General features: G+C 70.2%; 15 protein-coding genes. 3 read left to right on the top strand and 12 right to left on the bottom strand.

Annotation, left to right across the window (positions count from 1 at the left end; all coding sequences use genetic code 11):
- Positions 1-4: 4 nt before the first annotated feature.
- The 3 genes from NHL51_RS07875 to NHL51_RS07865 all read right to left on the bottom strand — a co-directional run bounded on the left by NHL51_RS07875 (position 5) and on the right by NHL51_RS07865 (position 2,836).
- The gene (locus NHL51_RS07875) at positions 5-997 is read right to left on the bottom strand and encodes an ABC transporter permease (protein ID WP_434142935.1); all 993 of its coding nucleotides are present in this window, start codon (positions 995-997) and stop codon (positions 5-7) included.
- 94 nt (positions 998-1,091) lie between these two features.
- On the bottom strand, positions 1,092-2,099 hold the full coding sequence (locus NHL51_RS07870; protein WP_434142934.1) for an ABC transporter substrate-binding protein: 1,008 nt from the start codon (positions 2,097-2,099) through the stop codon (positions 1,092-1,094).
- Between the two features lie 182 nt (positions 2,100-2,281).
- Positions 2,282-2,836, bottom strand: coding sequence for a YbhB/YbcL family Raf kinase inhibitor-like protein (locus NHL51_RS07865; protein ID WP_434142932.1), 555 nt, complete (start codon positions 2,834-2,836; stop codon positions 2,282-2,284).
- Positions 2,837-2,996: 160 nt separating this feature from the next.
- Between NHL51_RS07865 and NHL51_RS07860 the strand changes: the two genes are divergently transcribed.
- On the top strand, positions 2,997-3,779 hold the full coding sequence (locus NHL51_RS07860) for a FadR/GntR family transcriptional regulator (protein WP_434142931.1): 783 nt from the start codon (positions 2,997-2,999) through the stop codon (positions 3,777-3,779).
- Between the two features lie 61 nt (positions 3,780-3,840).
- Here the strand turns inward: NHL51_RS07860 and NHL51_RS07855 are convergent, their stop codons facing one another.
- The gene (locus tag NHL51_RS07855) at positions 3,841-4,743 is read right to left on the bottom strand and encodes a MerR family transcriptional regulator (RefSeq protein ID WP_434142929.1); all 903 of its coding nucleotides are present in this window, start codon (positions 4,741-4,743) and stop codon (positions 3,841-3,843) included.
- 67 nt (positions 4,744-4,810) lie between these two features.
- Here NHL51_RS07855 and NHL51_RS07850 point away from each other — a divergent pair, with 67 nt between their 5' ends.
- Positions 4,811-5,746, top strand: a complete 936-nt coding sequence (locus NHL51_RS07850) for a rhodanese-related sulfurtransferase (protein WP_434142927.1) — start codon at positions 4,811-4,813, stop codon at positions 5,744-5,746.
- Positions 5,747-5,900: 154 nt separating this feature from the next.
- Here NHL51_RS07850 and NHL51_RS07845 read toward each other — a convergent pair whose 3' ends face one another.
- Genes NHL51_RS07845 through NHL51_RS07830 form a run of 4 tightly spaced genes read right to left on the bottom strand, consistent with a single transcriptional unit; the run spans position 5,901 to position 10,022 of the window.
- Complete coding sequence (locus tag NHL51_RS07845; RefSeq protein WP_434142925.1) at positions 5,901-6,800, bottom strand: metal-dependent hydrolase; 900 nt, start codon at positions 6,798-6,800, stop codon at positions 5,901-5,903.
- Complete coding sequence (locus NHL51_RS07840) at positions 6,797-7,861, bottom strand: threonine aldolase family protein (RefSeq protein ID WP_434143200.1); 1,065 nt, start codon at positions 7,859-7,861, stop codon at positions 6,797-6,799. The genes NHL51_RS07845 and NHL51_RS07840 overlap by 4 nt, the downstream gene beginning before the upstream one ends.
- Positions 7,862-7,873: 12 nt before the next feature.
- Entirely contained in the window at positions 7,874-8,569 is a 696-nt protein-coding gene (locus NHL51_RS07835; protein ID WP_434142923.1) for an SDR family NAD(P)-dependent oxidoreductase, read from the bottom strand.
- Positions 8,570-8,591: 22 nt separating this feature from the next.
- A complete protein-coding gene (locus NHL51_RS07830; protein ID WP_434142921.1) occupies positions 8,592-10,022 on the bottom strand; it encodes a DUF6421 family protein in 1,431 nt (476 codons plus the stop codon).
- A gap of 146 nt (positions 10,023-10,168) precedes the next feature.
- On the opposite strand from NHL51_RS07830, the gene NHL51_RS07825 reads away from it, so the two are divergent.
- A complete protein-coding gene (locus tag NHL51_RS07825; protein WP_434142919.1) occupies positions 10,169-10,624 on the top strand; it encodes an Lrp/AsnC family transcriptional regulator in 456 nt (151 codons plus the stop codon).
- A 39-nt stretch (positions 10,625-10,663) separates the two neighbouring features.
- Here NHL51_RS07825 and NHL51_RS07820 read toward each other — a convergent pair whose 3' ends face one another.
- The 4 genes from NHL51_RS07820 to NHL51_RS07805 all read right to left on the bottom strand — a co-directional run bounded on the left by NHL51_RS07820 (position 10,664) and on the right by NHL51_RS07805 (position 14,030).
- The gene (locus tag NHL51_RS07820; RefSeq protein WP_434142918.1) at positions 10,664-11,038 is read right to left on the bottom strand and encodes a hypothetical protein; all 375 of its coding nucleotides are present in this window, start codon (positions 11,036-11,038) and stop codon (positions 10,664-10,666) included.
- 23 nt (positions 11,039-11,061) lie between these two features.
- Entirely contained in the window at positions 11,062-11,808 is a 747-nt protein-coding gene (locus NHL51_RS07815) for an SDR family NAD(P)-dependent oxidoreductase (protein ID WP_434142917.1), read from the bottom strand.
- Between the two features lie 90 nt (positions 11,809-11,898).
- On the bottom strand, positions 11,899-12,678 hold the full coding sequence (locus NHL51_RS07810) for an SDR family NAD(P)-dependent oxidoreductase (protein ID WP_434143199.1): 780 nt from the start codon (positions 12,676-12,678) through the stop codon (positions 11,899-11,901).
- The gene (locus NHL51_RS07805) at positions 12,678-14,030 is read right to left on the bottom strand and encodes an MFS transporter (protein WP_434142915.1); all 1,353 of its coding nucleotides are present in this window, start codon (positions 14,028-14,030) and stop codon (positions 12,678-12,680) included. Before NHL51_RS07805 ends, NHL51_RS07810 begins: the two co-directional genes overlap by 1 nt.
- Positions 14,031-14,036 lie beyond the last annotated feature (6 nt).

Raw genomic sequence — 14,036 nt, 5'->3', positions numbered from 1 at the left:
GCGGTTACCTCCCCGCGCTCTCGGCGGCGGGTTCTTCGGCGACCGGAGTCGCGTCGTCGTACAGCGAGGGATCGCGGTCTTCGGGCCGTTCGACCTTGCCTCCCCGGTTCTTCCAGGCGGGCACGCGCTTCAGGAAGCCCCAGCGCGGCAGCAGCAGCGCGGCCACCACCAGCAGCGCCGTGATGAGCTTCATGTCGTTCGGGTCGAGGCCGACCTGCAGCGCGAAGAAGATGATCATGCGGTAGAGCACGGCGCCGAAGACGACGGCGAACGATGCGACCCAGATGAAGCGCTGGCCGAGGATCGCCTGCCCGAGGATGACCGAGGCGAGGCCGACGAGGATGAGCCCGATGCCCATGCTGATGTCGGCGAAGCCCTGGTACTGGGCGACGAGCGCGCCGCAGAGCGCGACGAGGCCGTTCGAGAGGGCGAGGGTCAGGATCTTGGTGCGGTCGGTGCTGACGCCGAAGCTCGCGATCATGGGGCCGTTGTCGCCCGTGGCCTGGATCGAGAGGCCGAGGTTGGTGGAGAGGAACCAGTCGACGATGAGCTTCACGATCATGACGCCGACGAAGATGATGAGCATGCTCAGCCAGCTCTTCGCGATGCCCGCGTCCTGCAGCGGCGTGAAGACCGTGTCGGCGCGCAGCAGCGGCAGGTTCGAGGTGCTGACGGCGTCTTCCTTGGTGGTGCCCATGATGCGGAGGTTGATGGACCACAGCGCGATCATGGTCAGGATGCCGGCGAGCAGTCCGTCGATCTTGCCCTTGGTGTGCAGCACGCCGGTGATCGCGCCCGCGACGAGGCCGGCGGCGCCGCCGACGAGAGTCGCGAGCACGGGGTTGTGGCCGAGCGTGATCATGGCGCCCGCGGTCGCGGCCCCCGTGGTGAAGCTGCCGTCGACGGTGAGGTCGGGGAAGTTGAGTACTCGGAACGTCAAATAGACGCCGAGCGCCATGACGCCGTAGATGAGGCCGAGCTCGAGCGCACCGATCATGCCGCGATCCTATTCCTATTTCGGGAGAACGTCGAAGCGGGCGACCGATCCGGCCGCCCGCCCGACGCATACGCGGTGACCCGCGCGTCTCCGACTATTCGACGATGTCCGCGCCCTCGAGCAGCGAGTCGGGCAGCGTGACGCCCATGCGCTCGGCGGCGCCCGGGTTCACGGTGTTGGCGAGCACCTTCGCGAACTCGACCGGGGTCTTCGCGGGGTCGGCGCCGTCCTGCAGGATCTTGACGGCCATCTCGCCGGTCTGCTTGCCGAGCGCCTTGTAGTCGATGCCCATCGTGGCGATGGCGCCGCCCTCGACGGTGCCGGCCTCGGCGGCGATCACGGGGATCTGCTTCTCCTCCGCGACCTTCACGAGCGATGCGACGCCGGTGACGACCATGTTGTCGGTCGGCACGTAGATCGCGTCGACGTCGCCGAGCGCCTCGGTGGCCTGCGCGATATCGTTCGCGGTGGTGACGGTCTGGGTGACGATCTCGATGCCCATGCCCTCGGCGACGGCCTCGGCGTCCTTGACCTGCACCTCGGAGTTGACCTCGCCCGAGGCGTACACGATGCCGACCTTCTTGGCGTCGGGCACGAGCTCGGCGATGAGGCCGAACTGGCCCTCGAGAGCGTCGGCCGGGACGGCGTCGCTCGTGCCGGTGACGTTCGAACCGGGCGCGTCGTCCGAGTCGACGAGCTCGGCTTCGACCGCGTCGGTGACGGCGGTGAAGAGCACGGGCTTGTCGGCGATGGCCTGGGCGGCCGCCTGGGCCGAGGGCGTCGCGACCGCGAGCACGAGATCGACGTCGGAGTCGGCGAAGCTCTGCGCGATGGTCACCGCGTTCTGCTGCTCGCCCTGAGCGTTCTGCAGGTCGAACTCGGCCTTGATGCCGGCGTCGTCGAAGGCCTCCTGGAAGCCCTCGGTCGCGGCGTCGAGCGCCGGGTGCGGCGCGAACTGGCTGATGCCGATCTTGTACTCGGCTGCGCCTGCACCGCCCTCGGCGGTATCTGCGCCGCCCGAGCAGGCGGTGAGGGTGAGCGCAGCAGCTGCGGTGATGCCGGCAATCGCGAGCGCACGGCGGCGGAACGAGGTCTGTCGCATGTGTATCTGGTCCTAACGGTGTCAATTCACGACGGTCATAGCTGATTCGGGCATGAATCGACCGCTCTGAAGAATCGTAGACCCCGACGGCGCGTTTCCTCGCACCGCGGCGTGCTTCGTAACAGAGCCGTTGCCTGCGCGTGCAGCGATCCCTGTCCGATCTCGACAGGGATCGCCGGGCGTCAGGCCGCCTGCCCGTACTCGCCGGTCGCGACGATGATCGCCCGCCCGACGACGGCATCGCGCATCGTGAAGCCCATGACGGCGGGCGTCGCCTGCGGGTCGATGTCGATGCGCTCCACGTTCAGCGCGTGCACGACGAACCAGTAGTGGTGCACGCCGGTGCCCTCGGGCGGTCCGGCGCCCGTGAACGCCGGTTCGCGCATCTCGTTCGGCATCGTGATGGCGCCCTCGGGCAGCAGCTCGCCGCCCGGCGCACCTGCGCCCGCCGGCAGGTCGGTGACGTGCGCCGGGATGTTCGCGACGGCCCAGTGCCAGAATCCCGACCCGGTCGGCGCATCGGGGTCGAAGCAGGTCACGGCGAAGCTGCGGGTCTCGGCGGGGAAGCCCGACCAGCTGAGCTGCGGCGAGAGATTCGCCCCGCCCGCGTAGTCGGCGTAGACCTCGGCGGGCAGCGGTTCGCCGTCTTGCACGTCGGTGCTCGACAGGGCGAACCCCGGCACCTCCCGCATGCCTGCGTAGGGGTCGATCCTGCCATGGCTCGGCCGTTGAGTCATCGTGAGCCCCCTCCCTCGTGCGGCGCGCGCGGCCTTGCGCGCGCATCTCGACTCAAGCCTAGAGGCCGGGGGCGGTCGGCGCCCGGTTTCCCGCAGATATACTGGGGTTTCGCACGTACGATCGCGTACGGAAACCGCTCCGAGGAAGGTGAGGACCGAAGTGGCGTCAACAACCGGATCCGACCGCGCCCGCTCGACTCTCGCCTATCTCCGCCGGAAGATCACGACGGGCGAGTGGGAGGTCGGCAGCCGGATCCCGATCGAACCCGAACTCGCCGAGCAGACCGGCGTCGGCCGGTCGACCGTGCGCGAAGCGGTGCGATCCCTGGCGAGCATGGGGATGCTCGAGACGCTGCCGGGCCGCGGCACCTTCGTGCGCTCGGCCTCGCCGACCAGTTCGCTGCTCAACGAGTTCCTCAACGACTTCACCCTCGAGGAGATTCTGAGCTACCGCCGCGCACTCGAGATCGAGGCGGCGCAGCAGGCCGCCATCCATCGCACCGATGAGGATCTCGCCGCGCTCGAGCTGGCGGCGGAGGAGGAGATCGGCTGCACCCGCTGCCCCGTGCTCGGCCTCGCCGAGGGCAGCGACAACAACGCCTTCGACAGCAAGTTCCACCGTCTCGTGTTCGACTCGGCGAAGAACCGACTGCTCGCGTCGCTGTACGCCGGCATCAACGACAAGCTGCGCACCCCCGAGCACCGCGGCCGCCTCGCGAACGTCGCGACCGGCGCTGAGATGGAGCGCGACCACGCCCGCGTGCTCGACGCGATCCGCCGCCGCGACTTCATCGACACCGTGCACGCGATGGTCGACCACGTCGACCACGACGTCGTCATCGTGAACGATCACTACGAGGTCGTGCCGCCGCTCACCCGCACCCCCGAGCAGCAGCAGCGCATCTCGGACGCGTGGGACGCGCAGGAGAAGACGCAGGTCTGACGCCGGCGGGCCCCGCCGTCCGGCCGCTCGCCCGCGCGGACGTCGGGGCCGGCATCGGAGCTCAGTCGCCGAGGTAGGCGGTGAGCGCGTCGCGCACGAGCTCGGCCCCGGCACGGCCGCCGTAGTTCGCGGCGAAGCGCTCGTCGGCCACGTACATCTCGGCGAGGCCGCGCACATAGCCCGCGAGATCGCCGCCGGGAGTCGCGGCCGGAGTGCCGGGCACGCCGCGCAGCCACTCGATGTGCCGCGCGGCCAGCTCCTGCGCGCCCGCGCCCGTCGGGTCCTCTCCCCGAGCGGCGGCCGCGCTCCAGTCGGCGGCGAGCTGCGCGGTCCGCTCCTGCCAGGCGCGGCGCTCCTCGTCGCCCATCGCCCGCCACCAGCGGTCGCTGCGCGCGTAGGCGTCCTTCCCCCACCGCGCCTCGACCTCCTCGCGGTGCTCGGTGTGGTCGAATCCGTCGAACATGTTCTGGGACATGAGGTCCCCTCCTTCTTCTCGTGCTTCGTCTCGTGCTTCGTCTCGTGCTTCTCCGGGCGCTCCCCCGGGCTCCCGGACGCGACCCCGCAGCGCCTCGATGGTGCGGCCGACCGCGCCGATCTGCGCGTCGATGCGGTCGCGCTCCCGGTGCAGCAGCTCGAGGTGGGAGGCGAGGATGTGCGCCTCGGCCGCCTCGGGGTCTGCGCCGTGCGCGGCCCCCGCATCCTGCGACGCGAGCACCTGCGCGATCGCCTCGAGACCGAGGCCGAGTTCGCGCAGCAGCAGGATGCGCTGCAGCCTGACGAGCGCGCGGTCGTCGTAGTAGCGGTAGCCGTTCGCGCCGACGCGGCTCGGCGGCAGCAGGCCGATGCCGTCGTAGTGGCGCAGCGTGCGCGAGGTCGTGCCCGCCGCCTTCGCGATGTCCTGGATCGAATGCTCGCGCCCCATGACGGCCTCCCGCTCCGCGGCCGGGACCTTCCCGGCGCTCATCTCACGGTAGAGGTTGACGTTACGTCAATGTCAAGAGCGTACGGAACGGAGCCTTTACGATTGACGGGTGAGCGCACCCAAGATCCTGCTGTACTACGTCTTCGCCCCCGTCGCCGACCCCGAGGCCGTGCGACTGTGGCAGCGGGAGCTCTGCGAATCGCTCGGCCTGCGCGGCCGCATCATCATTTCGAAGCACGGCATCAACGGTACCGTCGGCGGCGAGATCGACGCCTGCAAGCAGTACCTGAAGCGCACGCGCGAGTACGCGCCGTTCGCCGAGCTCGAGCCGAAGTGGAGCGACGGCACCGGCTTCGAGACCCTCGAACCCGAGCTGCTCAAGGGCGTCGACCGCACCGCGCCCTGGCGGCGCATCGCCGACTTCCCGAAGCTCAGCGTCAAGGTGCGCGACGAGCTCGTCGCCTTCGGCCTTCCCGACGAGACCGTCGTCGACGCGAACGGCGTCGTCGGGGGCGGCGAGCACCTCTCGCCCGCTGCCGTGAACGCGCTCGTCGCCGAACGCGGCGACGACGTCGTCTTCTTCGACGGGCGCAACGCTTGGGAGGCGGAGGTCGGCCGTTTCAAGGGGGCCGTCGTGCCCGACGTGCGCACCACCCACGGCTTCATCGAGCAGATCGAGTCGGGGGCCTTCGACGATCTGAAGTCGAAGCCCGTCGTCACCTACTGCACGGGCGGCATCCGCTGCGAGATCCTCTCGGCCGCGATGCTGAAGCGGGGCTTCGAGGAGGTCTACCAGGTCGACGGCGGCATCGTGCGCTACGGCGAGGCCTTCGGCAACGCAGGCCTCTGGGAGGGATCGCTCGCCGTATTCGACGGGCGCGAGACCGTCGACTTCGCGGGCGAGACCGCCGTGCTCGGGCGCTGCGCCGTCTGCGGCGAGCCCTCCGCCCGGCTGAGCGACTGCCCGGCGCCGCAGTGCCGCGAGCGCTTCGTCGCCTGCGACGCCCACGCCGGCGCCTTCTGCACCGCGCACGCGCGCGCGTAGGGCGGGCTCCTTGCCGGCCGACCGCTCGGCCGGCGCCGCCCGAACTTCGGCTCTCACCCGTCGTTCGGATGGAAAACGCCGATCCGCTCCGAAGTTCGGGTGAGAGCCGAATGACGGGTCGGACATGCGGGCGGGTCAGCCCGCGGCGCGCGTCTCAGCCGGCGGTACGCGTGCGCATCGCGAGCTCGACGCCGCCGGTGACGTCGGCCCGCTCGAGCGAGACCGAGATGGCCGCGAGCGCGCCGACCTCGTCCACGTGGGTGCCGCCGCAGGCGATCTCGACGCGCCCCTCGGGCAGTTCGCACACCCAGCGCCGCCGCGCCGACAGGCCGAGCCCGTCGCGTTCGATGCGCACGGCGCCGCCCGCCGCGACCCAGCCCGCGAGTCGCTCGTTGGCGCGCGCAGCGATGCCCTCGAGGTCGTCGAGCGCATCGACCGAGAAGCCCTTGCGCCGCAGCGACTTGCCGATGCGGTAGACGTCGACCGAACCGAACGGCTCGATGCGCGACGACTGGATGGCGAGCGCGTCGAACGCCGGGCTGCCGAGCGCGTCTGCCGCGACCGGCTTGGTCCAGGCCTCGGCGAGGGCGGCGTCGAGCGCGAGCGCGGCCAGATGGCAAGCGGTGTGCCCGGCCGAGAGTGCGGTGCGCAGCGCGGCGTCGGCCTCGATCTCGACGGTGGCCCCGACCGCGGGCGCGGGGCCCACGATGACGTGCACGACGCAGAAGACCCAGCCCTCGGTGCCGGTGCGCACGGGCACGTCGGCGCCGATGCTGAGGCGGCCCTCATGGGCGGCGCCCACGACGGCGCGGACGATGTCGACGGTCTCGGCCCCGAAGCGCATCACCCCCGTGTCCGAAGGCTGATCGGGCCAGGCGGTGTCGACGGGGTGGAATGCGGTGCGGTCGACCACGACCCCGAACTCGCCGCCGTCGAGCGGCACGACGTGGGTGACGGTGCCGGTCGACGTCGTCGCCCCGGCCGGGTAGAGCACCTCGGTGTCGAGGGCGATCGCGGGGTCGAGGGCGACGGCGCCCGCCGAGTGCCCGATCATGCGAGCTCCGCCCCGAGCGCGGCGAGGAACGCATCGATGTCGCCCTCGGTCGTGTCGAAGCCGCAGACCCAGCGCACCTCGTTCTTCGAGGCGTCCCAGTCGTAGAAGCGGAACCGCTCGCGCAACCGGTCGGCGACGCCGTCGGGCAGCGTCGCGAACACCGCGTTCGCATCGGTGGCCTGGGTGAATCCGACTCCGGCCAGCTCTCCGGCGGCGATGCCGGCCTCGATGCCGTCGCGCAGGCGCCCGGCCATCGCGTTCGCATGCCCCGCGTTCCGCAGGTAGAGGTCGCCGTCGAGCAGCGCGAGCAGCTGCGCCGACACGAAGCGCATCTTCGAGGCGAGCTGCATCTGGTTCTTGCGCAGGTAGATGAGCCCGGGTGCGGCCTCGGGGTGCAGTACGATGATCGCCTCGGCGCCGAGCGCGCCGTTCTTCGTGCCGCCGAACGAGAGCACGTCGACGCCGACGTCGGTCGTGAAGGCGGCGAGCGGCAGCCCGAGCGATGCGGCGGCGTTCGAGAGGCGAGCGCCGTCCATGTAGACCCGCATGCCGTGCTCGTGCGCGTAGTCGCAGATGGCGCGCAGCTCATCGACCGTGTAGAGGGTGCCGAGCTCGGTCGACTGCGTGAGGTAGACGACGAGCGGCTGCGCACGGTGCTCGTCGCCCCAGCCCCACGCTTCGGCGGCGATGAGCTCGGGCGTCAGCTTGCCGTCGGGGGTCGGCACCGGCAGCAGTTTGATGCCGGCCGATTTCTCGGGAGCCCCGCCCTCGTCGACGTGGATGTGCGCGGTCGCGGCGCAGATGACCGCGCCCCACCGCGGCAGCATCGCCTGCAGGCCCACCACGTTCGCGCCGGTGCCGTTGAAGACCGGCCACACCGTCGCCCCCTCGCCGAAGTGCTGCACGACGACCTCGCCGAGCCGGGCGGTGTAGTCGTCTTCGCCGTAGGCGACCTGATGGCCGCCGTTCGCGACCCCGATCGCCGCGAGCACCTCGGGGTGCACGCCAGAGTAGTTGTCGGAGGCGAATCCGCGCAGGGCGGTGTCGTGCAGCTGATCCATCCGGTGTCTCACCTATTCCTTCTCGAGCACTTCGACGACCGTGTCGTTCACGGAGGCCGCGTCGGCGCTCCACAGGTCGATGTAGGCGTCGGCGACGCGCTCTTCGAGGCCCGCCAGCGTCTTCACCCGGAAGACTATCGCGGCCGCGCGCAACCGGGCGCCGCGATCCCGCGCGTCTTTCGCATAGCCCTGCGCGACCGCGCGCATCCAGGCCTCGCTCGCCGCCTTGACCGCTGCGTAGTTCGCGCCGCCCGCGAGCGGGCGCGCGACCGCCGTCGACGAGATCATCGCCAGCCGCCCGGTCTCGGCCTCGCGCAGTTCGGCGTCGAAGGCGCGCGTCACATGGCGCAGCGCCGTGAACGAGTTCTCGAGAACGCGGTAATCGGCCTCGGTCTGCCCGGCGAGACCGCCTCCGCCGCGCCACCCGCCGACGAGGTGCAGCACTCCGTGCACGCGCACGCCATCGGCCCGCAGCCGATCGGCGAGCGCGAACACCGCGGCTTCGTCGGCGAGGTCGACCGCCTCGGTGCGCGCGCCGAGCTCGGCGAGGGGTGCGAGCTTCTCTGCGCTGCGCCCCGCCGCCACGACCCGGGCGCCTGCTGCGGCGAGCGCGCGGGCGGCGGCGAGGCCCGACGCGCTCGTCGCCCCCGCGATCAGCACCGTGCGGCCCGAGAGCACGGTCGTCGCTGCGCCTCCTCGTTCAGGCATCCATCGCTCAGACATCCGTCACTCAGACGTCCGTCGCACGGATACCGGCGGTCGATTCGATGACGCTCTTCATCTTCTTGTCGAGCGCTTCGAAGAACATCGAGAGCGGGAACTCGTCGTCCATCACGAGGTCGGTGTAGCCCTTGGGCGGGCCGGCGAGCACTTCGCGGGGCAGCCCCTCGGCCCACACCGATGCCGGGTTCGGGGTGACGACGCTCGAGACGAGCTCGTACGCCTTCAGCCAGTGCACCGTCTTCGGGCGGTCGATCGACTCCCAGTAGAGGTCGTCGATCGCGTCGCCGAGCTCGACGACGGCGTCGGCGACCTTGTCCCAGTCGAAGCTCAGCTCGACGTCGCGCCATTCGAGCACGTGCTTCCGGTGCAGCCAGGCGAAGATCAGCTGGCCGCCGAGGCCGTCGTAGTTGCGCACGCGCGAACCGGTGATCGAGAAGCGGAAGATGCGGTCGAAGATCACCGCGTACTGCACGAGCTTCGCGTGCTTGCGGATCTGCTGCTCGACCTCGCTCAGCTCTTCTCCGGCCGCGGCGCGGGCGTCGAGAGAGCGCTGGATCTTCACCGACTCGCGGAAGGCGGTGAGGTCGCAGCGCAGCTCTTCGAGCGAGTAGAGGAAGAACGGCATGCGCTGCTTGATCATGAAGGGATCGAAGGGCAGGTCGCCGCGCATGTGCGTGCGGTCGTGGATGATGTCCCACATGACGAACGTCTTCTCGGTGAGGTCGTGATCGCCGAGCATCTCCGCCGCGTCTTCGGGAAGGGCGAGCTTGGTGATGTCGGCCGCCGCCGCGGTCACACGGCGGTAGCGGGCCGCCTCGCGGTCCTGGAAGATGGCGCCCCAGGTGAACTGCGGGATCTCGCGCATCGCCACCGTCTCGGGGAAGAGCACGGCGGAGTTCGTGTCGTACCCGGGGGTGAAGTCGATGAGGCGCAGCGAGACGAACAGCTTGTTGCCGTAGTCGCCGGCCTCGAGCGCGGCGATGAACTCGGGCCAGATGGTCTCGACCAGCAGCGCCTCGACATAGCGGTTCGACGAACCGTTCTGGGTGACCATCGGGAACACGACGAGATGGCGGATGCCGTCGACGCGGTGCTGCTGCGGTTGGAACTGCGTGAGCGAATCGAGGAAGTCGGGGACGCCGAAGCCGCCCGCGACCCAGCGGTCGAAATCGACGGGCAGCGCCTCGAGGTAGGCGGCGTCGTGCGGGAAGAGCGGAACAAGCGCCGAGATCGAAGCGACGATCGTCTCGACGAGCTCGCGGCCGCGGGTGTGATCCGCGGGGTCGGGGATCGAGCCGTCCTTCACCTGCAGCGCCTGGATCGCGGTCGCGGCCGCCTTCAGCTGCTGCCAGGCCTCGCTGGTCTCGACCGCGCGCGCATCCTCGACGACCTCGGGTTCTCCGATGACGGTCTGAGCATTCTGAGCTGAGATGGACATGGCAACCTCCCATCATGGTGCGGCATGTAAATTATCCTGCAAAATATAGCAGTCACCGGAATATTTACATGGAAGCTACGCAAAGTCAACCGTCCTGTGCGCCATCGACCCCCGCTCGCCGACACGCAGCTGCTAGCCTTCGTTGCATGGAAGACCCGGTCGATCACCGTCTCGCCGCCGAAGTGGCGCGCGACCCCCGCGCCACGCTCTCGCAGCTCTCGTCCCGCGTCGGTCTCTCGACCTCGGCGGTGCAGGCCCGGCTGAAGCGCCTCGAGAGCAGCGGCGTCATCACCGGCTACCGGGCGACGATCGACCCCGAGGCCGTCGGCAAGGGGCTGTCGGCCTTCATCGAGATTACTCCGCTCGACCCGGCGCGGGCCGATGACGTGCCCGAGCTGCTCGAGCACCTCACCGCCATCGAATCCTGTTACTCGATCGCGGGCGAGGCGAGCTATATGCTCTTCGTGCGCGTGGGCGCACCCAGGGATCTCGAAACACTCATCCGCGACATCCGCTTGGCCGTGCTCGTCAATACGCGCACCACGGTCGTGCTGCAGACCTTCTACGAGCAGCGCCCGATTCTGGACGCCCCCGACGACTGATCCGGGGCGGCGACTCGCGCCGCGGCCCATCAGCGCTGGTCAGGCGATGCTCTCCGCGCATGGGTCGAACACCTCGTGGCCGGTGGACGGCGGAGCAGCGGAGAAACGCTCGAGGATGTAGGCGATGCCCGCGCTCTCGGCACTGTGCGCCATCGCGGCTCGCGCCCGCACGGCATCCCGCCGATCGGCCCGCACGAACGAGGCGCACACGCGCACCAGGGTCTCGAAGTCGGCGGCGACCGTCATACCGCCGGTGGGGAGGCCGACCGACCAGCCGTCGCCGAGCGGGGCGATGCGCAGTCGGTCGCCGGTGAGCTCGGAGACGAGCTGCGCGGTGCGCGCGGGCGAGAACCGCTGCGCGAGGAACAGGGTCCCCGCGCTGAGCCGTCCGCCTCCGGGGCACGCACCGCACATGTTCGTTCTCCGCTCGCCCGGGTCTACGGCATCACGTCGCCGCTGTTCGGGCCGAGGGTCTGGCCCGTGTACAGATCGCCGCTCGGCGAGGCAGCGAGCAGGAGCGCGGTCGGCGCGACCTCCTCGGCGGTGCCGAAGCGGCCGATCGGCAGCTCGGCGCGCTTGTCGCGCTTCCAATCCTCCGAGAGGCCGTCGATGAGCGGGGTCTCGATGGGGCCGGGAGCGATCGAGTTCACGAGGATGTTGTGGGGTGCGAGCTCGAGGGCGAGCGCCTTGTCGAGCCCGATGACGCCGGCCTTCGCCGCGACGTAGTGGGCGAGGCCGGTGCCGCCCTTGATGCCGAGCTGCGATGCGACGTTGATGATGCGTCCGCCCCCGCGCTCGATCATGTGCGGCGCGACGTAGCGGGCGGTGTGGAAGACGCCGGTGAGGTCGACGCCGATCGTGCGGTCCCAGGCCTCGGGGGTCATCTCGAGCACGGGCACCTCCTCGAGGATGCCGGCGCTGTTCACGAGGATGTCGATGCCGCCGTGCTCCTCGGCCGCCGCGGCGAGCGCCGCCTCGACGGCCGCGGCGTCGGTGACGTCGACGACGTGGCTGCTGACCTTCGCAGGGCCGATGCACCGGGCGCGGGTCGCCTCGACCCCGGCGGCCGAGCGGTCGGCGAGGGCGACCTGAGCCCCCTCGCTGCTGAACAGCGCGGCGATCGCCGCACCGATGCCGCTTGCGGCGCCGACGACGACCGCGACCTTTCCTTCGAGCTGTGCCATGCTCCACTCCCTCCTGCTCGCGCCGCCGCACGGCGCTCTTCGAATACGATGGTGCGCGCCCCGGGTTTCGACCTCGGGGCGCGCACGGTGTCAGCTCGGCCAGCGCACCGTGAGCCCGCCGTCGACGATCAGCTGCTGACCGGTGACGTAGGCGGAGTCGTCGGAGGTGAGGAACCGGATGACCCGGGCGGCCTCGTCCACGTTGCCGACGCGGCCCCACGGGATGATGCTGCCGGCGGCCTCGAGGCCGTCCTTACCGAGCGAATTCTTGCCGTCGAGCGACTGCGGGCTCTCGATCAGGCCCGGAATCACGGCGTTCACGCGAATCTTGCGCGGTGCGAGCTCGACCGCCAGGGATCGGCAGAGCCCGAGCAGGCCCGACTTCGCCGCGGCGTAGTGGCTGTGATCCTCCCACCCGTACACCCCGCCCGCGATCGACGAGGTCGCCACCATGGCGCCGGCACCGCTCATGCGGCCGGCGCAGGCGCGGAAGGTGCGCAGCACCCCGGTGAAGTCGACCTGCATCATGTCGTCCCAGGCCTCGTCGGTCATCTCGCCGAGCGATTGGCGTCGCAGGATCCCTGCAGCCGCGACCGCGATGTCGAGCCGACCGAACTCGTCGATGGCCGCCTGGGCGAGCGCCTCGTTGCCCTCGGTCGTACGCACGTCCATCTCGACCGCGATGCAGCGGCCGCCCGCCGCCTCGACGAGGCCGATCGTCTCATCGGCGCCGTAGGGGTCGCCCGGGAAGACGCCGATGACGCTGTGCGCTCCGGCGCGCGCGTACGCCACCGCGAGCGCCTGGCCGATGCCGCTGGCACCGCCCGTGATCACCGCGACCTTGCCGACGAGACCGTCGTCACGCGTCATCATGCTGCCACCTCCGCTTTCTCTGCAGCCGTCCGCTGATCCACCTTGCGTGTGAAGCTCATGCAGACGCCGCCGAGGATCAGCGCCAGCGAGCCCGCGATCGCCGCCGCGACGATCATGCTCGCGCCCGCCGAGAGCAGGATGGCGAGCAGGCCCGAACCGGCGATCCCGCCGACGGGAGCCATGACGTGCGCCACGTTGTTGCCGACGCCGCGCACGTGGGCCGGGAACGATTCGCCGCCGTAGTAGAGCAGAGCCGCGAACGGACCGTTCAGGAAGAACAGGGTGAGCGCGTACATCGGGAAGATGAACCACGCCTCGCCCGGGCCGATGAGCATGATGAAGCTCACGATGCCGCCCAGGGTCCAGCCCAGGATGACGGTGAGGCGGCGGCTGATCTTGTCGCCGATCCAGCCGTGGAACACGTATCCGCAGAAGCCGACGGCGTTCGCGAGGATCAGGATGAACAGCGCGTTGTCGAAGGAGACGCCCTTCGCCGCGACGAGCACGGTCGTGCCGAGCACCGAGAACACCTGGATGGCCATCCAGCTCGCGAACCAGGCGAGCGCCAGCGAGATCGTGTGCCCCCGATGCTGCGGCCCGAACACCTCGCGCAGGCCGCCCGTGCTGTTCGCGTCAAGGTCGAGCTCGTGCTCGGCGGCGAGGGCCGCGGCCCCCGCATCATCGCCCGCCTCGCGGCGGCGCTTGACCTCCCTGATGGCCGCGAACGTCGGCGACTCCGGCAGCGTGAACGCGAGCAGCACGACGACGAGGCCCAGCACTCCGGCGAGCACGAAACTGCCCCGCCAGCCGATGACCGGCAGGAAGGCGGCCGAGATCGCGGCGGCGAGCAGCGCGCCGATCGGGTAGCCGCCCTGCACGAGCGCGTAGACGAGCCCCTTCTTCTTCACCTTGCGGTACATCTCGCTCAGGTAGACCGCGTTGACGACCTCCTCCGAGATCGACAGGCCCGTGAACGCGCGGATGACGATCATGCTGCCGAGCCCGGCCGCGAGGCCGGTGAGGCCCGAGGCGAGGGCGCCGCCGAGTACGAGCAGGATCAGGGCGCGCTTGCGGCCGAGCTTGTCGAGGATGGTGCCGACGATCAGCGACACGATGAACACGCCGATGGTGACGTAGGTGTTGATCGCAGCGATGTCGGCGGTGTTCCAGCCGAAGTCTTCGGCGATGACGGGCAGCAGTGTGCCGAAGAGGGTGTAGTCGTACACCGAGATGACCCAGGCGACGAAGCAGATGATCGAGACGTGGACGATGGTCCGCTTCGTGATGGGTCGGTTCCAGGGCTCGGCCCGGTTCTGAGTCTCCGCGGGAGACGGGGAGTGGGTTGACATCGCTGT

The sequence above is a fragment of the Leucobacter sp. gxy201 genome, from assembly GCF_051043335.1.
Lineage (GTDB): Bacteria > Actinomycetota > Actinomycetes > Actinomycetales > Microbacteriaceae > Leucobacter.
This window is presented reverse-complemented; position numbering and strand designations above follow the sequence as displayed.